The 21,263-nt window shown below is 66.1% G+C and carries 18 protein-coding genes; 10 read left to right on the top strand and 8 right to left on the bottom strand.

The genetic code is table 11. The features are described 5' to 3' along the window. Positions 1-8 precede the first annotated feature (8 nt). The gene (locus VGU00_RS10730) at positions 9-2,282 is read right to left on the bottom strand and encodes a TonB-dependent receptor (protein ID WP_327468313.1); all 2,274 of its coding nucleotides are present in this window, start codon (positions 2,280-2,282) and stop codon (positions 9-11) included. 123 nt (positions 2,283-2,405) lie between these two features. On the opposite strand from VGU00_RS10730, the gene VGU00_RS10735 reads away from it, so the two are divergent. The 3 genes from VGU00_RS10735 to VGU00_RS10745 are packed head-to-tail and all read left to right on the top strand — an operon-like array spanning position 2,406 to position 4,025. Next, positions 2,406-2,903 (top strand): DUF3237 domain-containing protein, encoded by a 498-nt coding sequence (locus VGU00_RS10735; protein WP_327468315.1) that lies wholly within the window; start codon positions 2,406-2,408, stop codon positions 2,901-2,903. A 1-nt stretch (position 2,904) separates the two neighbouring features. Further along, positions 2,905-3,630 carry a glutathione binding-like protein gene (locus tag VGU00_RS10740; protein ID WP_327468317.1) on the top strand — a complete coding sequence of 242 codons (726 nt, stop codon included), beginning with the start codon at positions 2,905-2,907 and terminating at the stop codon, positions 3,628-3,630. A 50-nt stretch (positions 3,631-3,680) separates the two neighbouring features. Beyond that, on the top strand, positions 3,681-4,025 hold the full coding sequence (locus VGU00_RS10745) for a hypothetical protein (RefSeq protein WP_327468319.1): 345 nt from the start codon (positions 3,681-3,683) through the stop codon (positions 4,023-4,025). Positions 4,026-4,049: 24 nt separating this feature from the next. Here VGU00_RS10745 and VGU00_RS10750 read toward each other — a convergent pair whose 3' ends face one another. Both VGU00_RS10750 and VGU00_RS10755 read right to left on the bottom strand, forming a co-directional pair. Then, positions 4,050-4,754, bottom strand: a complete 705-nt coding sequence (locus VGU00_RS10750) for a glutathione S-transferase family protein (RefSeq protein ID WP_327468321.1) — start codon at positions 4,752-4,754, stop codon at positions 4,050-4,052. Between the two features lie 4 nt (positions 4,755-4,758). Then, positions 4,759-5,922 (bottom strand): CoA transferase, encoded by a 1,164-nt coding sequence (locus tag VGU00_RS10755; protein ID WP_327468323.1) that lies wholly within the window; start codon positions 5,920-5,922, stop codon positions 4,759-4,761. 118 nt (positions 5,923-6,040) lie between these two features. On the opposite strand from VGU00_RS10755, the gene VGU00_RS10760 reads away from it, so the two are divergent. Next, positions 6,041-6,946 carry a hydroxymethylglutaryl-CoA lyase gene (locus VGU00_RS10760; protein ID WP_327468325.1) on the top strand — a complete coding sequence of 302 codons (906 nt, stop codon included), beginning with the start codon at positions 6,041-6,043 and terminating at the stop codon, positions 6,944-6,946. A gap of 3 nt (positions 6,947-6,949) precedes the next feature. Here VGU00_RS10760 and VGU00_RS10765 read toward each other — a convergent pair whose 3' ends face one another. Further along, complete coding sequence (locus VGU00_RS10765; RefSeq protein ID WP_327468368.1) at positions 6,950-8,017, bottom strand: YeiH family protein; 1,068 nt, start codon at positions 8,015-8,017, stop codon at positions 6,950-6,952. 192 nt (positions 8,018-8,209) lie between these two features. Between VGU00_RS10765 and VGU00_RS10770 the strand changes: the two genes are divergently transcribed. From VGU00_RS10770 to VGU00_RS10790, 5 genes are all read left to right on the top strand, one after another. Beyond that, complete coding sequence (locus VGU00_RS10770; protein ID WP_327468327.1) at positions 8,210-9,214, top strand: LacI family DNA-binding transcriptional regulator; 1,005 nt, start codon at positions 8,210-8,212, stop codon at positions 9,212-9,214. Between the two features lie 267 nt (positions 9,215-9,481). After that, positions 9,482-11,290, top strand: a complete 1,809-nt coding sequence (locus VGU00_RS10775; RefSeq protein WP_327468329.1) for an ABC transporter ATP-binding protein — start codon at positions 9,482-9,484, stop codon at positions 11,288-11,290. 140 nt (positions 11,291-11,430) lie between these two features. Further along, positions 11,431-12,684 carry an MFS transporter gene (locus VGU00_RS10780; RefSeq protein ID WP_327468330.1) on the top strand — a complete coding sequence of 418 codons (1,254 nt, stop codon included), beginning with the start codon at positions 11,431-11,433 and terminating at the stop codon, positions 12,682-12,684. A 57-nt stretch (positions 12,685-12,741) separates the two neighbouring features. After that, positions 12,742-13,644 carry an aldo/keto reductase gene (locus VGU00_RS10785; protein ID WP_327468332.1) on the top strand — a complete coding sequence of 301 codons (903 nt, stop codon included), beginning with the start codon at positions 12,742-12,744 and terminating at the stop codon, positions 13,642-13,644. Further along, on the top strand, positions 13,641-14,708 hold the full coding sequence (locus VGU00_RS10790; protein WP_327468334.1) for an LLM class flavin-dependent oxidoreductase: 1,068 nt from the start codon (positions 13,641-13,643) through the stop codon (positions 14,706-14,708). The genes VGU00_RS10785 and VGU00_RS10790 overlap by 4 nt, the downstream gene beginning before the upstream one ends. A gap of 200 nt (positions 14,709-14,908) precedes the next feature. Here the strand turns inward: VGU00_RS10790 and VGU00_RS10795 are convergent, their stop codons facing one another. Both VGU00_RS10795 and VGU00_RS10800 read right to left on the bottom strand, forming a co-directional pair. Beyond that, positions 14,909-16,075, bottom strand: a complete 1,167-nt coding sequence (locus tag VGU00_RS10795; protein WP_327468336.1) for an iron-containing alcohol dehydrogenase — start codon at positions 16,073-16,075, stop codon at positions 14,909-14,911. Further along, positions 16,072-17,370: an MFS transporter gene (locus VGU00_RS10800; protein ID WP_327468338.1), complete on the bottom strand. Its 1,299-nt coding sequence runs from the start codon at positions 17,368-17,370 to the stop codon at positions 16,072-16,074. The genes VGU00_RS10795 and VGU00_RS10800 overlap by 4 nt, the downstream gene beginning before the upstream one ends. Positions 17,371-17,602: 232 nt before the next feature. On the opposite strand from VGU00_RS10800, the gene VGU00_RS10805 reads away from it, so the two are divergent. Continuing rightward, the gene (locus tag VGU00_RS10805; RefSeq protein WP_327468340.1) at positions 17,603-18,442 is read left to right on the top strand and encodes a hypothetical protein; all 840 of its coding nucleotides are present in this window, start codon (positions 17,603-17,605) and stop codon (positions 18,440-18,442) included. A gap of 5 nt (positions 18,443-18,447) precedes the next feature. Here VGU00_RS10805 and VGU00_RS10810 read toward each other — a convergent pair whose 3' ends face one another. Then, positions 18,448-19,866, bottom strand: a complete 1,419-nt coding sequence (locus VGU00_RS10810; protein ID WP_327468342.1) for an FGGY family carbohydrate kinase — start codon at positions 19,864-19,866, stop codon at positions 18,448-18,450. Beyond that, entirely contained in the window at positions 19,859-21,262 is a 1,404-nt protein-coding gene (locus VGU00_RS10815; RefSeq protein WP_327468344.1) for an FAD-binding oxidoreductase, read from the bottom strand. The genes VGU00_RS10810 and VGU00_RS10815 overlap by 8 nt, the downstream gene beginning before the upstream one ends. Position 21,263: the final 1 nt, after the last annotated feature.

Here is a 21,263-nt window from a genome sequence, read left to right on the forward strand (position 1 = left end):
AACCGAGTCTAGAACTTGATCCCCGCCTCGACCGAAATATTGCGCGTCGGTTCGAGGTAGAGGATCGCACGCGGAACCGGCGTGATCGGGAAGGGCAGGTTGAATGCGCTGCCGATCGTCTTCTGGTTGGTCAGATTCTTCCCGACCAGCGCGAGGTGCCAGCTATTGTCCCGATCGGCGAGCTGGACGCGCAGGTCGAGCTTCACATAGCCGTCCTGAACGCCGAAGATCGGGCTCTGGTTGTCCGAATTGAAATATTTCGAACGGCCCGCGGCGACGCCGGTGATGTCGAGCTTCAAATCCTCCGACATGTCGAAACGCGCGTGCGCGGTGACGCTGCCCGTCCATTTCGACGAATAGGCGACCGGATAACCGGCGAGATTGTTCGTCGCCGGCGTACAGCCGACTTGCGAAGCAAGGCAGGCCGCGCCCGGATAATCGTCATATTTGATATCCGAATAGGCTGCCGAGGCGCTGATATCGAAATTCTCGATCGGATAGATGCTGAGCGATCCTTCGATACCCTTCGACGTCGCGGCCGCGGCATTGCCGGTCAGATAGCTCGACGTCGCGGGCTGATAGACCGAAACCTGCAAGTCCTTGAACTTGGTGTGATAGAGCGAAACGTTCGCGACGACCTTGCCGTCGAACAGCGTCGATTTGACGCCCGCCTCGAAATTCTCCGACCGTTCGGGCTCGAAGGTGAAGGTCGCGTTCGTCGTGCCGAGCGTGTTCGAAACGAAACCGCCCGACTTCGAACCGCGGCCCCAGGTTCCGTAGATCATGATGCGCGGCGCGATGTCGTATTGCAGCGTCACCGACGGATCGACATTGCCTTCGCTGATCTTGCCTACCGCGCTCGAAATCGGGCGCAGCGCAAAAGGCTGGCCGTTGAGGCCATTCGTCCCGTAGACCAGCCGTGCGGCGAAATCGCCTTCCTTCTTGGTATGCGAATAACGCAGGCTGCCGATCGCGCGGAAGGCGTCGGTGACGTTGAACGTGCCCTGTCCGAACACCGACCAGCTTTCGGCTTCCTGATTGAAGACGCTGTCGATGCGGCCGAAATAGGGGCCGGCAAAGACGCCGGGGATCGTCAGGCTCGGCAGGTTGAAGCCCTGATATTGTTCGAGCGTGTAGTTCGATTTGTCGTAATAGGCGCCGACGATGAACTCGAACGTCTTGCCGGTCGGCGACAGGATGCGAATTTCCTGCGAAACCTGGTCGAAGCGTTCGGGGAAGGCGTTGTAGACCGAGTTTGCGGTGAACGCGCCGCCGCTGTTCGGGATCGTCTGGTCGAACCCGTTGATGATCTTCGACTTGAACCAGCTATAGCCGGTGACCGAGGTCAGCGTGAAATCGCCGAGCGCGAGGTTGCCGACGCCCGAGATCATCACCGATTTATTGTCATTGCCCTCATCGCCCAGCGCCGAGCGTTCGAGATAGCGCGTCGTCTGCGGATCCTGCCCGCTGGTCAGCGGGCTCGATACGGTGATGCCGCCGTTGACTTCGCGGTTCCCATATTCGACCTTCGCGGTGTAATCGAAATTGGCCGACGGCTCCCACTTCAGGGTCAGGCGCAGCAATTGCGACTTGATTTCCGGATCGTCGTGATCGGTCGCGCGGTTATAGATATAGCCGTCCTGGTTGACGATCTTGTACGCAAGGCGCGCGCCCAGCGTGTCGCTGATCGGCCCCGACAGATAGCCCGAAAAATCGGTGCCCTTGTGGTCGAAATTATAGAGGCCGGTGATCGCGCCCTCGAAATCCTTCGTCGGGCCCGCCGACACGACGCTGACCGCGCCCGCGGCGGTGTTCTTGCCGAACAATGCGCCCTGCGGACCGCGCAGCACCTCGACGCGCGCAAGGTCGAAGAAGGGCGCCTGCGCCTGCCGGTTGCGGCCGGCGTAGATGCCGTCGACATAGAGCGAGACCGACTGGTCGAAGGCGAAGTTCGCCGGCGGCGAACCGAAGCCGCGGATATAGATGACGTCGTTGCCCGCGGTCGACTGGACAAAGACGTTCGGCGTGTAGTTCATCACCGCCTTGATGTCGCTCGTGTTGAACTCGGCGAGCTTGGCGCCGCTGACGACTTCCATCGAAATCGGCACATTCTGCAGATTCTGCTCGCGCTTTTGCGCGGTCACGATGATTTCGTTGCTATTGCTGTCGTCGACCTCCGCCGCATCGGCGGGGGCGGCGGCCTGCGCCATCGCCGGCGCGGCATTGGCGAGCATCGCGATCGCGGCCACGCCGGACAGCAGGAACTGGTTATGCGCCTTCATCTTCACCCTCCCATAGAGCTTGTTGTCGCCGGTCCCGGAATGGCTTCCGATCCGTCAATCTGATTGACCCTTAGTATACTAATTGTTTTATGCTTGTCCATAGGCAGGAAGAGGATTCGCATCATGAACGCAGAAAATTCGCACGCGCCGCTGGCGACCCATCACCTTTGCACCGTCGAGTTCGAAGTGGGCGGCGGGATCATCGGGATCGGGGCCTCGCCGTTCGGCGATCAGCGGCTCGGCTATATCAGCGGGGGGCGGTTTTTCGGTCCGCGTATCAACGGTATAGTCCTGCCGGGCGGCGGCAACTGGTCGCGCAGCGGGCGGCTCGGCGACAGCGCTTCGGTCGGCACCTTCGACGCCCGCGCGGTGTGGCAGACCGATGACGGCGACCTCATCTATCTGAGCTACACCGGCCGCAACATCATTCCCGACGATGTGCGTGCGACCTTTGCCGATCCGGCGGTGCCCGACGCCGACCCGTCGCGCTATTACCTGCGAATCGCGCCGGTGTTCGAAACCGCTAGCGCGAAATATGGCTGGCTCAACGGCGTGCTCGCGGTCGGCGTCGGCGAACGCACCGATTTCGGCGTCCGCCATCAGATTTATGAGGTGCTCTGAGATGATCGACCTTCATTATTCGGCGACCCCGAACGGGCAGAAGATCGCGATCATGCTCGAGGAAATCGGCGCGGCCTATCGCGTCATTCCTTATGACATCTTCGAGGGCGACCAGCTGACCGCCGAATTCGGGCGCATCAATCCGAACCACAAATTGCCCGCGATCGTCGACCGCGATCCGGCAGACGGGGGCGATCCGGTGACGGTGTTCGAATCGGGCGCGATCCTGCAATATCTCGCCGAAAAGAGCGGGCGTTTCCTGCCCGCATCGGGCGCGGCGCGCGCGGCAACGCTGTCGTGGCTGACCTGGCAGGTCGCGGGGCTCGGGCCGATGGGCGGGCAGGCGAGTCACTTCCTCCGCTACGCCCCGGCGGGGCAGGATTATGCGATCGAGCGCTATACGAAGGAGCTGACGCGCCTGCTCACCGTGCTCGAAAAAAGGCTGGAGAAAAGCGCCTATGTCGCGGGCGACGAATACAGCATCGCCGACATGGCGATCTGGCCCGGCCGCGCTTCGGCGTTCGTGATGGGGCTGGGGCTCGACGAATGGCCTGCGATGCGCGGCTGGTTCGAACGCATCCGCGACCGCCCTGCGGTAGCGCGCGCAATGGCGCGCGACGATCTCAAGGCGCCCGCCAAATATGTGGGCCGCCACCAGCAACTCGACGATAAGGAATGGTCGAACATGTTCGGCGACGCGAACCGCGCGGCGGTAAGTCGGGATTGAGGTTCCTCGAGCCGGTTGCCGGCGCCCGTCGCAGGAACTAGATCGGCCCGATGGAAAAATCGGGTTTCGACGCATTGATGCACACCGCGTGCGTGACTTGGGGATTTTGCGGGTGCCTGAAGCACGGCGAACCGCTCCATGTCACCATGCTCATCCCGCCAACCGGGCCGGTTCACGCGTCTCAATTTGTCGAATGGCTCCTGCTGGCGGACAATCTGAATCCCAACCTGCCCGAATATAATGATCACAAGGCCGCGCTAACCGAAGCATTTGTAACGCACATGGGGGGCGAGATCATCGACGCATCTCGCCTGCGCTGGAGTCATTGCGAGCCGGATACCGACCAGCCCGAACTCAAATACAGGGGAAAGATCGACGACAACCCGGCCGGCTAGCCAGCGCGAAGCGGGCAGATCGCCTCAACGCTTCGCGTGCTGTCGGTCGCCCCACAGGATCGCGCGATGCTCGTCGGTAAAGCCGGTAAGCCCGCCCTCGATCGTCTCGGCGCGTGCGACGCCCACGGTCATGCCCTCGGCGACCGCGGGGCGTTCGAGCATCGCGGCGCCCCAGCGGTCGACGTTGGGGAAACGCCCCACCTTTTCGATCAGCTGGCGGCGCAGATAGGGCAGGGTCGCCATATCGGCGATCGTATAGTCGCCGCCGGCAAGCCATTCGGCTTCGCCGAGGCGCTTGTCGATCACCATCATCAGCCGGTCGACCTCGCGGCTGTAACGCGCGATCGCATAATCGTGCCGCTCCTTGGCATAATGAGTGAAGTGGGCCTCCTGCCCGAACATCGGGCCGACCCCCGACACCTGGAACATCAGCCATTGCCAGCAGATCGCGCGCTGCACCGGATCGGCCGGCACGAAGCGTCCCGTCTTCTCGGCAAGGTAGAGCAGGATCGCGCCCGTTTCCCACAGTACGAAGCGTTCGCCATCCGGCCCTTCGTCGTCGACGATCACCGGCGTCTTGTTGTTCGGGTTGAGCGCGAGGAATTCGGGGGTCAGCTGGTCGCCCGCGAGGATGTCGATATAGTCCAGCCGCCATTCGAGCCCCATTTCGAGGAGCGCGATCGCGATCTTGCGGGCATTGGGGGTCGGGCCACCATAGAGGGTGATCATCGCGTCATGCCTCCCGCCCGAGCCAACGTTTCAACACGTCGGCGGTGTCCTCGCCGACGGTCAGCGGGGCCGGGCGGCGCACGCTGCCCGGCGTCGCCGACAGTTTCGGGAATATGCCCTGCATCCGGATTTCGCCCAGCTCTGCGTCGGGCACGCTCACCAGCGCCTCGCGTGCGGTGAAATGCGGATCGGTCAGCATATCCTCGGCATCGAAGATGCGGCCCGCGGGAACGCCGGCCTCGACCATCTTTTGCTCCAGCTCGTCGATTGTCAGCGTGGCGGTCCATTCGCCGATCAGCGCGTCGAGTTCTTCCTGACGCACCCCGCGGGCGCGGTGCGTCGCATAGCGTTCGTCGGTGGCGAGCCCGGGCTGCCCCATCGCCGCCGCCAGCCGCGCGAACACCCCGTCTTGATTAGCGCCGATCAGATATTCGCCATCCTTGCACGGATAGACGTTCGACGGCGCGATCGCGGGCAGCGTCGATCCGGTGCGGCGGCGCTTGGTGCCGCTCGCTGAATAGTCCGACACGGTCGATTCCATCACCTGCAGCACGGCCTCGTACAGCGCCGAGTCGACGATCTGGCCCTCGCCGGTCTTGCTGCGGTGGTGGAGCGCGGCGAGCGCGCCCATGCACCCGTAAGTGGCGGCAAGCGTGTCGCCGATCGATACGCCCATACGCGCCGGCGGCAAGTCGGGATAGCCGACGATGCCGCGCCACCCGCCCATCGCCTCGCCGATCCCGCCGAAGCCCGCGCGCGCCGAATAGGGGCCGGTCTGGCCGTAACCCGACACGCGCACGACGATGAGGCCGGGATTGGTCTTGCGCAGCTCGACTGGATCGAGGTTCCACTTTTCGAGCGTGCCGGGACGGAAATTCTCGATAAGGATATCGGCCTTGGCGATCAGCTCGCGCGCGAGCGCCTGACCCTCTTCAGACCGCAAATCGACCGCGACCGAATATTTGTTGCGCGCGATCACGCGCCACCAGCTCGGTTTGTCGCCCTGGCCCCAGTTGCGCATCTGGTCGCCCGTCACCGGGGGTTCGAGCTTGACGATCTCGGCGCCCATGTCGCCGAGGAGCTGGCCGCAGAAGGGGCCAGCGATCAGCTGCCCCATTTCGACGACCTTGATGCCTTCCAGCGCGCCCCCGCTGCCCGTCTCGCTCATATCATTCCTTTCGCGGCCGACTCTGATAAGACGGCCTGCCTCGCCCATGGCCATTGTATACTTAGAATGCTATGTAATTTTCAACCTGCTAAATGACTCGGGATAATCGGGACGCAAGATGTTGAAAAATCATGCCGTGGAAATCGTCGAAGTCGGCCCGCGCGACGGGCTGCAAAATGAAAGCGCGATCGTCTCGACCGCCGACAAGCTCGAACTGATCCGCCGCGCGATCGACTTTGGCGTCCGGCGTATCGAGGTGACGAGCTTCGTCAACCCGAAGAAGGTGCCGCAGCTCGCCGATGCCGAAGAACTCGTCGCGATGCTGCCCGACCGCGCCGATGTGACCTGGATCGGTCTCGTCCTCAATCGCCGCGGCGCTGAACGCGCGCTCGCGACCGGCCGCATCGACGAACTCGGCGCGGTGTGCGTGACGAGCGACAGTTTCGGCGTTCGCAATCAGGGGCAAAGTTCGGACGAATCGCTCGCCGCCGCCATGGAAATCGTCGCGCTGGCGAAGGCGGGGGGACGCAGCGGACAGATCACCATCGCGACGGCCTTCGGCTGTCCTTTCGAGGGCGAGGTCGCGCTGGGCCGCGTGGTCGAGATGGCGAAGCGTGCCGCCGACGCGGCCCCGCGCGAAATCGCGCTCGCCGACACGATCGGCGTCGGTGTGCCCGCGCAGGTCGCCGAGATGGTCGGCCGCGTGCGCGAGGCGGTCGGCGATCTTCCGGTGCGCGTCCATTTCCACAACACGCGCGGCACGGGCATCGCCAATGTCTGGGCGGCGGTGCGCGAAGGCGCGGCGACGGTCGACGCGTCGCTCGGCGGGCTCGGCGGCTGCCCTTTCGCGCCGGGCGCGGCGGGCAATGTCGCGACCGAGGATGTCGCCTATGTGCTCGAACGCAGCGGCGTCCGGACCGGCCTCGCGCTGCCCGGCATCGTCGACGCCGCAGGCTGGCTCGCCGGGGTGATGGATCGCCCCTTGCCGGCGATGGTCAGCAGGGCGCCGGCGTTCCCCGGCTGACGGTCAGACGATCCAGAAGGCGAACAGCAGCGCGGCGGCAAAGCTCGCCGCCGTCGCCGTCGCGACCGGCACCGCCGCGCGCCATCCCATTTCGAGCAACAGGTCCATGCGCGTGCGCATCGCGGTCGCCGTCACCGCCAGCAGCAGCATCGCCTTCGATCCGGTGAGCGCGGCGCCGCGCACCGCTTCGGGGATCGGCGCGACGCTGTTCAGTGTCACCATCGCAAAGAAGGCAATGATGAACCAGGGCAGGGCGAGGCGGCGCCAGATCTGTTTATCGCCGCCGTCCTCGGGCTTCAGCAGCAGCCCGACGAGCGCCACCACCGGCGCGAGCAGCGCGACGCGCGCCAGCTTGACGATCGTCGCGCTCGCCCCCGCCGCGTCCGAAAAGGCATAGCCGCCGCCGATCGCCTGCGCGACGTCGTGAACCGACGCGCCGATCAGGAAACCCGCCTCCGCATCGCTCAGGCCCAAACGCGCGGCGAACAGGGGGTAGAGCGTCATCGCGAGCGCGCTCGCGAGCGAGACACCGACCAGCGTCAATGCGAATTGCGCCTGCGACAGCCGCTGCTTGCCGATGACTCCATAGAGCGCAAGCGCCGCACTTGCGCCGCAAATTGCCGTCGCGCCGCCCGCGAGCAGTCCGGCATAGGGCGTCTGCCCCGACAGGCGCGCGCCCAGGAAGCCCGCGCCCATCGTCAGCGTCATGATGACGATCAGCGCCACGAAGGGCACTGGCCCTAGCACCGCGATCTGCATGAAAGTGACCTGCAGCCCGAGTATGACGATCCCGATGCGCAGGAAGCTGCGCGACGCAAAGTCGAGCCCGCGATGCGTGGCCTCGTTCGCCGAAATGAAATTGAGGGCGAGGCCGACGAGCAGGCCGAGCAGGATGATCGGCATGCCATAATGATCCGACAGCCACGCCGCCGCCGCCGATGCGGTCGCACAGGCGGCAAGGCCGGGGAAGAGGCTGCCCTTCGGCGCGGTACCGGCGGCGGTCTGCGCGAGGTGCAATTCGCCGAACAGGTCGCCGCCGCTCGGCAGATTGTTCCAGTGCGCATGGCGCATCGCGGTCAAATCGTTTCTGTCCAACGCTGTCATAGAGTCGCGCCATATCGTCAGCATGGGCGGCCGCGCAAGGCTTCTCTTGCGAAGGGCAGGGCGACCGGCCTAAGCAGACAACGATGGTCAGCAAGGCCGAACGGGGAGACGCACGATCGTGACATCAATTTGCCAGCCGGGTGCGGAGCGCTTGCGCGCATGACCCGGGCGACGATCAAGGATGTCTCGCGCGTCGCCGGCGTGTCGATCAAGACGGTGTCGCGCGTTCTCAACAAGGAGCGCTATGTCAGTGAAGACATGCGGCAAAAGGTCGAGGAAGCGGTCGCGCGCCTCAACTATCACCCGAGCCTTGCTGCGCGCACGCTCGCCGGGCGGCGCTCGTTCCAGATCGGGCTGATCCATGACAACCCCAGCCCCTATTATATCTTCAACATGCAGGCAGGCGTCGGACAGCGCTGCCGCGAAGCCAATTTCCGCATGATCATCCAGCCGTGCGACATCAATTCGCCCGGCCTCGTCGACGATATCGGCGCGCTGATCGATCAGGCGCAGCTCGACGGCATCATCATGACCCCGCCGGTGACCGACGTCGGCACCGCGCTTGCCGAGCTGTTCCGCCGCAAGATTCCTGTCGTGCGCGTCCAGCCGGGCACCGACCTGACCGCGACGTCGGCGGTTTACATCGACAACGTCCAGGCCGCCGACGACATGACGGCCTATCTGATCTCGCTCGGCCATCGCCGCATCGGGCTCGTCACCGGCCACGCCAATTATTTCGCCAGCGGCCAGCGCCTGACCGGCTACCGGCAGGCGCTCCAGCGCGCGGGGATCGGCTTCGATGCCGCGCTCGTCCACCCCGGCCAGTTCGATTTCCAGTCGGGCATCGCCGCCGCCGAGGCGCTGCTGGCGCTGCCCGAACCGCCGACGGCGATCTTCGCGAGCAGCGACGAAATGGCCGCTGGCGTTCTCGCCGCGGCGCACCGCATGGGCATATCGGTGCCCGGCCAGCTCTCGGTTGCGGGTTTCGACGACACCGATCTCGCGCAGGTCGTCTGGCCGTCGCTGACGACGATCCGCCAGCCGATCCGCGATTTGGGCTATGCCGCCGCCGACCTGCTGCTCGAATTCGGCGAGACGATCGAGCGCCGCCAGCTGCCGCACGAACTGATCGTGCGCGGATCGACCGCGGCGCCCACAGGCTGACCGAAAGCGGCCCCCCGGGGCCGGCTCCAAATCATCGAAATACCAGGGGCTTGCCAAGCATATTTCAGGGCGGTACACCGAACGCCGTTCCAATGCGAAGAAAGGAGGGCGCAATGAAATTCATGTTCGCAGCATGCCCTTCCGGAAGGTTTCGCGCCTTCGAGCGCTTCGACCACTAGGTCCTGAAGCCTCCGTGATCCGGTTTTCGGACCCGATCGCCCCCTGACATAATGCTTTGGAGACGGCGCCCCGGCGCCGGTTCATGATATGACATCGACACCCGAAAAGGGCCGCGCGGATTCGATCCGCCGCGTCCTCGACTTCACTTTCCGTCACTGGGCGGGGCAGCGCGGACGCGCCGCCTTCATCGCCCTGTTCATCACCGCCGCGACGGTGACCGAGATTTTCGTGCCGCTGTACGCCGGCCGCCTGATCGACGCGCTTGCGGCCGACCGACGCGACGGCGCGCTCGCGCTGTTCGCCGCGATGGCGGCGCTTGGCCTCGCGATGGTGGTCCTCCGCCATTTCGCCTGGGCGGGCATCGTTCCCTTCACGCTGCGCATGATGCAGCGCGTGACGCAGGGCAGCTTCCACCGTGTCCAGCGCTTCTCGACCGACTGGCACGCCAACGCCTTCGCCGGTTCGACGGTGCGCAAGATCACGCGCGGCATGTGGGCGTTCGACACGCTCAACGACGTGCTGCTCCTGCAATTGCTGCCTTCGGTGGTCGTGCTGATCGGCACAATGCTCCTCCTCGGCTGGCACTGGCCCGTGCTCGGGCTCGTGATGGGGATCGGCGCGGCGCTCTATGTCGCGATGACCGTCCTGCTCGCTGCGCGCTGGGCCTCGCCCGCCGCGACGCTGTCGAATGCGTGGGACACGAAGCTCGGCGGGCTCCTGTCGGACGCGATCGGCTCCAACGCCGTCGTCAAGGCTTTCGGTGCCGAGGACCGCGAAGAGACGCGCGTCGAGGCGCTGCTCGCCAAATGGGCGAAGCGCACGCGGCGGACGTGGATGCGCTATACCTGGTCGGGCAGTGCGCAGATCCTGCTCCTCTGGGTCGTGCGCAGCGCGATCACCGGAACCGCCCTTTGGCTGTGGTGGAGCGGCGCCGCGACCCCGGGCGACGTCACCTTCGTGCTCACCAGCTATTTCGTCGTCCACGGCTATCTCGTCGATATCGGCTTTCACATCCATCACCTGCAACGCTCGGTGAACGAGATGGAGGAACTCGTCGACCTCCACGACCAGCCGCTGGGAATCGAGGACCGCGCCGACGCCGAACCGATCCGCATCGGTGCCGGCGAGATACGCTTCGACGACGTCACCTTCCGCTATGGCGGACACGAAACCCCGCTCTACGAGCGGCTCGACGTGCTCATCCGCGGCGGCGAACGGATCGGCCTCGTCGGCCATTCGGGATCGGGCAAGACGAGTTTCGTCAAGCTGATCCAGCGCCTCTACGACGTCAACGCGGGCCGGGTAACGATCGACGGGCAGGATGTGTCGCACGCGACGCAGCAGTCGCTGCGCGCGCAGATCGCGATCGTCCAGCAGGAACCGATCCTGTTCCACCGCAGCCTCGCCGACAATATCGCCTACGCCCGCCCCGACGCGAGCCGGGCCGAGGTCGAGGCGGCGGCGCGGCTCGCCAACGCGCACGACTTCATCGTCCGGCTGCCGCGCGGCTATGCGACGCTCGTCGGTGAGCGCGGGGTCAAGCTGTCGGGCGGCGAGCGCCAGCGCGTTGCGCTCGCGCGCGCTTTCCTCGCCGACGCGCCGATCCTGATCCTCGACGAAGCGACGTCGAGCCTCGATTCGGAAAGCGAGGCGCTGATCCAGCAGGCGATGGACCGGCTGATGAAGGGCCGCACCGCGATCGTCATCGCGCACCGCTTGTCGACGGTGCGCACGCTCGACCGGATCCTCGTGTTCGATCAGGGGAGGGTGATCGAGGACGGCGACCATGAAACGCTGCTCGCGAACGCCGATGGCCAGTATCGCCGGCTGTTCGATCGTCAGTCGGGCAATATCGTCGACGCGGATGATGGGGATCCGGCGCTGATCGACGCATAAGGACGGGCAGGCGGGCCGTCGGCCGCGGTCCTTCGGGACGCGATCGGCGGCCTGCGCGCACCCGGATAAAAAACCGCTGTCCATTCCGGTATGACAACGTTATCTCATCGAGCGACAAACAGATTCGGGGAGAGACGATCTTGGCGCACATCGCCGATAAACGCCGCTGGCTTGTGGTGGGGCTCGTCTTCGTCGCGATCGTCCTCAACTATGTCGACCGCCAGATTCTCGCGCTGCTCAAGCCGACGCTCCAGCTCGAGTTCGACTGGACCGACCGCGACTACAGCCACATGGCCTCGGCCTTCCAGTTCGCCGCTGCGCTCGCTTTCCTTGGCACCGGTTGGTTCATCGACAGGGTCGGGCTGCGCTGGGGTTTCGCGATCGGCGTCGGTGTGTGGAGTCTTGCGGGCATGGCGCACGCCTTCGCCTCGACCGTTTCGGGTTTCGTTGCGTCGCGCGCGGTGCTCGGTGCGGCGGAATCGATCGGTACCCCCGCCGCGGTGAAGACCGCCGCAACCTACTTCAACGCGAAGGAGCGAAGTTTCGTCCTCGGCCTTGGCGGCATCGCGCCCAATGTCGGCGCGATCCTGACGCCCTTGCTCATCCCGCTGATGGCGCTGATGTGGGGCTGGCAGGCCACCTTCCTGATCGCCGGCGGGCTGGGGCTCGTCTGGGTCGTCGTCTGGCTGATGGTCCGCATCCCCGAACAGCCCAACGCCGCGCGCGACGCCGCCGCGCCCAAGATCGCGTGGAGCAGCCTGCTGCGCGATCGCCGCCAGTGGGCAGTGATCCTTGGCAAGGCGCTCACCGATCAGGTGTGGTGGTTCCTGCTTTTCTTTATGCCCGACCTGTTCCACCGCGTGTTCGGGCTGACGCAGGGCACGCTCGGGCTTCCGGTCGCGTTCGTCTATTTCATGGCCGCGCTTGGCGGCATCACCGGCGGTTATCTACCATCGTATCTGATGGGGCGCCGCGGCTGGACTGTGAACGCGGCGCGCAAGACGACGATGCTGATCTACGCACTGCTCATCCTGCCCGTGCCCTTGCTCGTCGGGGTCGACAGTGCTTGGGTCGCCGCGATGATCCTCGGGCTTGCGCTCTTCGCGCATCAGGGCTTTTCGACCAATCTCTTCGGCCTCACCACCGACGTCTTCCCCGCGCGCATCGTCGGCTCGGCGATCGGGATCGGCGCCTTTGCCGGCAATCTGTCGGGCATGGCGATGATCGAGTTCGCGGGCTGGTCGCTCGACACGGGCAGGGGGTACCTCCCGATGATGCTCGTCTGCGCCTTCACCTATCTCGTCGCGCTCGCCGCGATCCACCTCATCCTCCCGCGCATCGTCGCGGTCGATGAAGAGGAGGATGGTGAGGCCGGCCCGGTCCTCGCCCATTAAGAAGCCATCCGAACAAACCCGCTTCCCACCCGATCGATTATGGAGTATATGACAGCGATGTCAGATTTTCTTCCCGCTCCCGCCAACGTGACGCTCGCCGGTCACGAGGTTTCACCCATCGCCTGGGGCATGTGGCGCTTCGCCGGCGTCGATGTCGCCACGGCGCGCGCGCGCGTCGATGCGGCGTTCGAGGCCGGCGTCACGCTGTTCGACACCGCCGACATCTACGGCTGCGACACCCCCGGCGGCTTCGGTTCGGCCGAGGCTTTGCTCGGCGACGTCTTCGCCGAAGCCCCCGGCCTCCGCGACAAGATGGTGCTCGCGACCAAGGGCGGGATCATCCTCGGTGTGCCCTATGATAGCAGCGCGCCCTACCTGACTTCCGCGATCGATATCTCGCTGAAACGCCTGCGCACCGACCATGTCGAACTGTGGCAGATCCACCGCCCCGACTTGCTCACCCACCCGCAGGAAATTGCGCGCGCGCTCGAAGATGCGCACCGCGCGGGCAAGATCGGTGCGATCGGCGTCTCAAACTTCACGCCCGCCCAGACCGCGGCGCTCGCCAAATTCCTCCCCGTCCCGGTGGTCAGCCACCAGAGCGAATTTTCGCCGCTCCATCTCGCCCCGCTTTTCGACGGCATCTTCGACCAGTCGATGGCCGAGGGCATGAGCTTCCTCGCCTGGTCGCCGCTCGGCGGCGGCCGGCTCGGCGATCCGGCCGACGAGCGCACGCGCGCAGTCGCCGGGCTGTTCGACGCGAAGGCAGCCGAATATGGCGTTTCGCGCGCCGCCGCGACCTACAGCTGGGTGATGGCGCATCCCGCGCGCCCGATCCCGATCGTCGGCACGCAGAATGTCGATCGCATCAGGGAAATTCCGCAGGCCTTCGCGCCGCGCTGGACACGCGCCGAATGGTACGCGGTGCTGCAAACATCGATGGGGGAGAATCTGCCATGACCGACCGCAGTTGCGAAGTCAGCTGGTTTTCGGCGCTCTGCGACGACGACTATGAGTTCCTCGGCGTTCCCGACCCGATGCTCAAATCGAGCTGGGAGCATTGCCGCGACATCGTGATGCAGGCGGATAGCCAAGGCTTCGACAACATCCTGCTCCCCTCGGGCTATGCGCTCGGCATCGACACCACCGCCTTTGCGGCGGCGATCGCGACGATGGTCAAGAATATCCGCCTGCTGATGGCGGTGCGTATCGGCGAAAGCTGGCCGCCGCAACTCGCGCGCCAGATCGCGACGATCGACCAGATCCTCGGCGGGCGCCTGACCGTCAACATCATCTCCTCGGACATGCCCGGCGAGACGATGGAGTCCGAACCGCGCTATCGCCGCACGGTCGAGGCGATGCATATTTTGAAAACCCTGCTCAATGGCGAGGCACTCGACCATGACGGCGAGTTCTGGAAGCTGCAGGTGGCGCCCGCGCGCGTCGGCACCGTCTCGGGCAAGGCGCCGCCGCTCTATTTCGGCGGCCTCTCGCCCGCCGCGCGCGACGCCGCCGCCAAGGGCTGCGATGTCTTCCTGATGTGGCCCGATCGCGAAGAGGTGGTGAAGGAGATCATCGCCGACATGACCAAGCGTGCCGCCGCTTATGGCCGCACGCTCAAATTCGGCTACCGCGCGCATATGATCGTGCGCGATACCGAAAGCGAAGCGCGCACCGCCGCCGACCGCCTGCTGTCGAAGCTCGACGCCGCCAAGGGCGCCGAGATCAAGGCCAAGTCACTGGATTCGCAAAGTTTCGGCGTCAACGCGCAGGTTGCCTTGCGCGAAGCCGCGTCCGACGACGGTTATGTCGAGGACAATCTCTGGACGGGCGTCGGCCGCGCCCGCTCGGGCTGCGGCGCCGCGATCGTGGGCGACCCCGATCAGGTGCTCGCGAAGCTGAACCGCTATCAGGATATGGGCATCGAGGCGTTCATCCTCTCGGGCTATCCGCATGCGGCGGAGGCCGACCTCTTCGCGCGCCACGTGCTGCCGAAGATGACGCACGGGCCGCTGGAGGTCTGAACACCGACTGTCTACCTTTCGTCACCCCGGACTTGATCCGGGGTCCCGCTTTCAACGTCGCTGAGCGGGACCCCGGATCAAGTCCGGGGTGACGTCGTGTTATGGGGATGCCCCGCCTCCTCGATGAGACGTAGGAGAGAGGGAGACGGGGCGAGCGCGCTTAAGCAGGAAGCGGCTCGCCTGTCGATGAACAAAAGGTCTTAGCTGGCCCAGACCTGCGCATAGAGCATCGCCATCTCCTCCGCATCGGGCACGCGCGGATTGTTCGCGGGCGAGCCGGACGCCGCCGCCTGCGCGCACATCGTCGGCACCAGCGCGTCCCAGCGCGCCGCGTCGATCCCCCACGCCGCCGGCCCCGGCACCTCGAGCTCGCGGTTGAGCGCCGCCAGCTCGTCGAGCAACCGCGCCACCGCCGACTGATCGCCCTCGGCCTCGTCCGCCACCCCCATCGCCCGCGCGCAATCGCCATAGCGGTGCAGCGCCGCGGGCGCCGACCAGGCGGTCACGGCGGGCAGCAGCATCGCGTTCGACAGCCCGTGCGGGACATGGAAATGCGCGCCGATCGGCCGGCTCATCCCGTGCACCAGCGCGACCGAGCTGTTCGAAAAGGCGATCCCCGCCTGCGTCGCGCCCAGCATCATCGCCTCGCGCGCCGCGGCGTCCATCGGGTCACTGCACACGCGGCGCAAATTCGGCGCCAGCGCGCGCATCGCGAGCAAGGCCATGCCGTCGCTGAACGGGTTGGCGCGTTTCGACACATAGGCCTCGATCGCGTGGACCAGCGAGTCGATGCCCGTGTCGGCGGTGAGCCTTTTGGGCTTGGTGAAGGTCAGCTCATAATCGACGAGCGCCGCGACCGGCAGGTAAGCGAGTCCCGGGCACAGCATCTTCTCGTCGGTCGTCTCGTCGGTGATGATCGTGAAGCGCGTCGCCTCCGACCCCGTGCCCGCGGTGGTCGGGATCGCGATCACCGGCAGCCCCGGCGCATCCTGCACATGCGGCGCCTTGTAATCGGCCATCGCCCCGCCGAACCGGGCGAGCAAGGCAATCGCCTTCGCGCTGTCGAGCGGGCTGCCCCCGCCGAAGCCGACGACGCAGTCGTGATCGCCCTCCAACAGATACGCTACGCCTGCATCGACCGACGCCACCGTCGGGTCGGGCACCGTCTCGGCGAATATGCGCGCTGCGATCCCCGCCGCCGCCAGCCCGTCGGTCAATTCGGCCACGCGCCCGCTGCTCACCAGATATCCGTCGGTCACGATCAGCGGCCGCGACAGCCCCAGCGACGCCAGCACCTCGGGCAATTGTTTCGACGCGCCGCCGCCGATGCGGAAAATGCGGGGCAGGGCGATGCTGGCGATACTCAACTGACCATCTCCTCACGGATCGTTTTGCGCGCCATCCAGAACAGCGCCGAGGCGAGCGCGCCGAACAGGATGAAGATCATCAGCGACCAGCGCACGCCCTCCGCCGACCCTAGCCCCATTGGCCCGGAGAGGAAATCGCTGACCGCACCGACCCCGAGCGGCCCGAGGCCCAGCCCGAGCAGGTTGATAATGAACAGCAGCACCGCCACTGCGGTCGCGCGCGTCTGCGGCCGCACCAGCCCCTGCACAGCTGCAAAGCCCGGCCCGTACCAGAGCGTGTTGAGCACCGGCGGAAAGGCGAACATGATCAGCGCGAACACGGCGGAATCGGCCAGCAATCCGGCGATGTAGAAAGGGATGCCAAGGAAGGTCGAAACCGCCGGGATCGCGACATAGGCGCGCAGGTCACGCGCGCCATATTTGTCAGCAAGCTGCCCGCCCATCCATGTGCCGAGCGCGCCAGTCAGCCCTAGCACGATGCCGAGCGCGACGCCGAGAAACCCCGTCAGCCCCAGCCCGAAATCGCCGGCGATCACCGTCAGCTCGTCGGCATGGTTGCGGAAGAAGAAGGGCGCGAGGAAGGCGGCGGCGCCATAGCCGATGAACGCCTTGATCGCCGCGGCAAAGGCGATCAGCCAGAAGGTACGCTTGCCGCGGATCTCGGCCATCGCGGTTTTGAAATCGGGTCGCGACGCTTTTAGCGCTGCCAGATCGGCATTCATCTGCTGTCGCCGCGGTTCCTTTAGCGTCGCCCATGCGATCAGCGCCATCAGCACCCCCGGCGCGCCCGCGACGAGAAACGCCGTGCGCCACCCATAAGCATCGGCGATCAGCCCGCCCATCGCGAGGCCGAGCAGCCCGCCCAAGGGAATACCGAGCGAATAGAAGGCGAGCGCGGAGGCGCGCTTCTCCTTCGGCGTATAGTCGGTGATCAGCGAATGCGCGGGCGGCGTACACCCCGCTTCGCCGATGCCGACGCCGATCCGGCACAGCACGAGCTGGACGAAATTCTGTGCAAAACCGCACGCGACGGTGAATATGCTCCACAGCCCCGCCGCCGCCGCGATGATCCGCGGCCGGTCGCCCGTCTCGGCAAAGCGTGCGATCGGGATACCGAGCACGGTATAGAAAAGCGCGAAAGCGAGGCCGGTCATTACCCCGAGCTGCCAGTCGGCCAGATGCAGCTCGTTCTTGATCGGCTCGGCGAGGATCGAGACGATCTGCCGGTCGAGGAAGTTCAGGATATAGATGATGAGCAGCACCGTCAGCGCATAGCGGCGGTACGCCGGCGACACGGGCGGGACGGCGGGCGGGGCGGCGGGCGGGGGCTGCGGTCGTCATCTCATCCTCTCTCTCAATACTTCCCTCTTCGTCACCCCGGACTTGATCCGGGGTCCCGCTTCATCCGTTGAGGAAATAAGCGGGATGCCGGGTCAAGCCCGGCATGACGAGGGTTTCCTGTTCCTGCAAAGCCGATTGACTCCCTCTCCCGGCACGATATGACAGCGTTGTCTGAAAGGAAAGGCCTTGCCCGAATTGCTCGTTCTCCAGTCGGTCTGGGGCCTCGACAAATGCCCCGGTTTCGACATCGAAAACCGCCTCGACGACGCGCTCGCCGAAGTCGTCGCCGCGGGCTTCGACGGCGTCGGCGTCAACCTCGCGCGCACCGCGCGTACCGACGGTGTCGCGCGCACCATGAACCCGCGCGGCCTCGCATGGGAGGGGCAGGTGCTCGTCCATGATGCGGCTCAGCTCACCCACTGGATCGGCGAGGCGCAGCGGCTCGGCGCGCATCACCTCAACGTCCAGATCGCCGGCCCGACTGCCGATTTCCGCGCCGCGCTGCGCCTGATCGACAGCCTCGTCGCCGCGGCGAAGGACGCGCCGCTTCCGGTCTGGTTCGAAACGCACCGCGGCCGCCTGACAAACGACCTGCTCTTCACGCTGCAATTGCTCGAGGAGCGCCCCGGCCTGCCGCTCACCGCCGACCTCTCGCACTATCCCGTCGCGGGCGAGATGGAGCTGCCGCTTCGCCCCGACCAGCTCGCCGCGATCGAGACGATCCTGCAGGGCAGCCATAATTTCCACGGCCGCGTGTCGACGACGCATCAGGTGCAGGTCGCGCTCGGCGCGCCGCAGCATCAGGCCTGGCTCGACCAGCATATCGCCTGGTGGCGCCGCGGCTTCGAACTGTGGCTCGAACAGGCGCGGGGCGACGACGCGCTGACCTTCATGTGCGAACTCGGTCCGCCGCCCTATGCGATCACTGCCCCCGACGGCAGCGAACTCACGGACCGCTGGGACAAAGCGCAGCGCATGCGCGATATCGTGCGCGGCCTCTGGAGCGAGGTCGCCGGCAGCGCCTGAACGCATCACGGCGCGACGGCATCCCGCCAGCGGACAAACGCGGCATCGGCCTCATCGCGCGACACTTTCGGCACAAACTCGGCGTCGTATCGCGCCAGCCGCTTCAAATCGCTCTCGCCGAAGAGCCCGACGCCCATGCCCGCGGCCAGCGCCGCGCCATAGGCGCTCGCCTCGCGCACCGCATGCCGCCGCACTGGTCGCTGCAACGCATCGGCCTGCAACTGCATCAGCGTATCGCTCGCTGACAATCCGCCCGCGACGGGCAGCGCCTCGGGCACCGGCAAAGCCGCCGCAATCACCTCGGCAATCTCGCGAAAGCGAAAGGCGATGCCCTGCAACGCCGCACGCGCGACCTGTCCCGGTCCGTCGGCAAAGCTCAGCCCCGCGATCAGCCCGCGCGCCTCGAACTGTCCGTGCGGCGCGCCCATGCCGGCGAGCGACGGCCGCACCACTACATTCCCCGCGTCGGGCACCAAAGCCGCCGCTGCTTCCAGCGCCGCAGGCGATGCAAACAGCCCCAGCCCGCCGCACAGCCATTCGATCATCGAGCCGGTGGTGATCACCATCCCCTCGATGCAAAAACGTGGCTTGCCGCCCGCAAAGGCCAGCGCCTCGGCGGGCATGCTGCTATGGATCGTCTCGGGCGTCGCGCCCGTCCCCGCCATCAGCACGCCCGACGTGCCATAGGTGGCCTTCCAGTCGCCGCGCTCCAGCGCGCCATGCGCGACCATCGCGGCCTCCTGATCGGCGATCAGTGCAGTGATCGGCACGCGCGCGCCGAGCACCGCCGGGTCGCTCTCCGCAATCGCGCCCCAGCTTTCGACTTGTGCCGGAAACATCGTCGTGGGCAGGTGCTGGTGCGCGAGCAAGGCCGCGTCCCATCCGCTGCCCGACGCATAATCATAATAGCCCGTCAGCCACGCCGCCGAGGCATCGGTGACATGCGCGCCGCTCAGCTTGAAGGTCAGCCAGCTATCGAGCGTTCCCCATTGCAGGTCGCGGGGATCGCGCCCCGACAGCGCAATCGCCGCGGGCAGCTTCGCCGATGGCACTTGCGGCCAGCTGATGAACCCCGCCGCGCGCAGCTTCTTATATTCGTCGATCCCGCGCAGGTCGCTCCAGACCAGCATCGGCGCGACGGGCTCGCCGGTGGCGCGGTCCCACAGGACGATGCTCGCGCGCTGCGTCGTCACTCCGATCGCCGCGACATCGGCGATGCTGCGTCCGGCAGCCGCCAGCGCCCCGTCAATCACCGCGCGGCAGATGCTCCAGACTTCGGCAGCATCCTGTTCCACCAGTCCGGGGGCAGGAAAGCGGCTCGCGATCGGCCTTTTGTCGACGCCCAGCACCGCGCCTGCCGGATCGACCAGCATGGCGCGGGCACCCGTCGTGCCCGCGTCGAGCGCGAGCAAAAGCTCAGGCATCAGGGATGAGGTTGCCCGGGTTCATGATCCCCTCCGGATCGAGAGCCTGCTTCACCCGCCGCAGCAAGGCAACGCCGCTCTCGCCGAGGTCGTGGTGAAGGTACGGCTTCCGCAACCGCCCCGCGCCATGATGGTGCGCGACCCCGCCGCCATGCTTCGCGGTCGCTTCCATGATCGCGCGCCAGCCGGCGAAATAGGCGGGCTCCATCTTCGCGCTGTCCTCGAAGGTCGCGGCGAAACTGAAATAGAGGTTGATGCCCGATCGATAGACGTGGCTGCTGTGCGCCGACGCATTGATCACGCCCGGAATTTCATTGAGCGCCGCGATGCTGTCGTCATAGATCGCGCCGATCTCGCTCCACCGCCCCGAAATCTCGACCGTGTCGGCGACATAGCCGCGCTCGAACATGTCGCGCCAGCTCGGCACGTGGTTGCGCTTTTCGATCCACTGCTTTGCCGCCATCGGGTCGCCCGCTTCGAGGCCGGCCGCACCGCAAATCTCGTGCATCGCCGCCAGCTCGGCCTCGACCCGCGTCTTGGGTCCTTCATGGACCATCAGCAGCATCGCCTTGCCATCGCGCTCATAGTCGCGGAACAGCCGCCGCACCTCGCGCCCGTCATACTGGCGCATCACCGGCGGGCGCCAGTCGGCGCGGACGATCTGCCGCTGCGCCTCGAACCCGACGCGCATGTCGGTCGCATAGAAGATGCTGTAATCGCGGTGCGGCGCTTTGGCGCGCAGCGAAAAGGTTACGCCGGTGATCACCCCCATGGTTCCTTCGGCGCCCATCAGCAGATGCCGCAAATCCGGCCCCGCCGCCGCGCGCACCGCCTTGCCCAGCGTCACCAGTTCGCCGTTCGGCAGCACCGCCTCGATCGAATGGATGATGTCCTCGATATTGCCATAGGCGGTCGAGAATTGTCCCGAGGCGCGCGTCGCGACCCAGCCGCCGACGCTGCTGATCGCGATCGACTGCGGCCAGTGGCCGATCGTCAGCCCGTGCGCCGCGACGGCTTCCTCGGCCTCCATACCGTTCAAACCAGCATCGAAGCTCGCGAGCAGATCGTCACTGTCGATATAGCGCACCCGGTTCATCGAACTCATGTCGAGCAGGATGGCGTCGGGCGTCGGCTCGATCCCGCCGCACACGCCGCTGCCAAGGCCGAATGGGATCAGCGGCACGCGCTTCTCGGCGGCAAGGCGCACGACCTTCTGCACGTCCTCCACCGACTGCGGCCGCACCACGCATCCCGGCGCGGGCACCGTCTCGCCGCGCCAGTCGCGCAGATGCTTGACCGCCCACTGGTCGTAACGCCGCGCGTGCAGCGCATCGGCGTCGCTTGCGACGCGGTCTGCGCCGAGGGCGCTGGCAAGGGCTTCGGTTATCGAACTCATC

The organism is Sphingopyxis sp. (assembly GCF_035944815.1).
GTDB lineage: Bacteria > Pseudomonadota > Alphaproteobacteria > Sphingomonadales > Sphingomonadaceae > Sphingopyxis.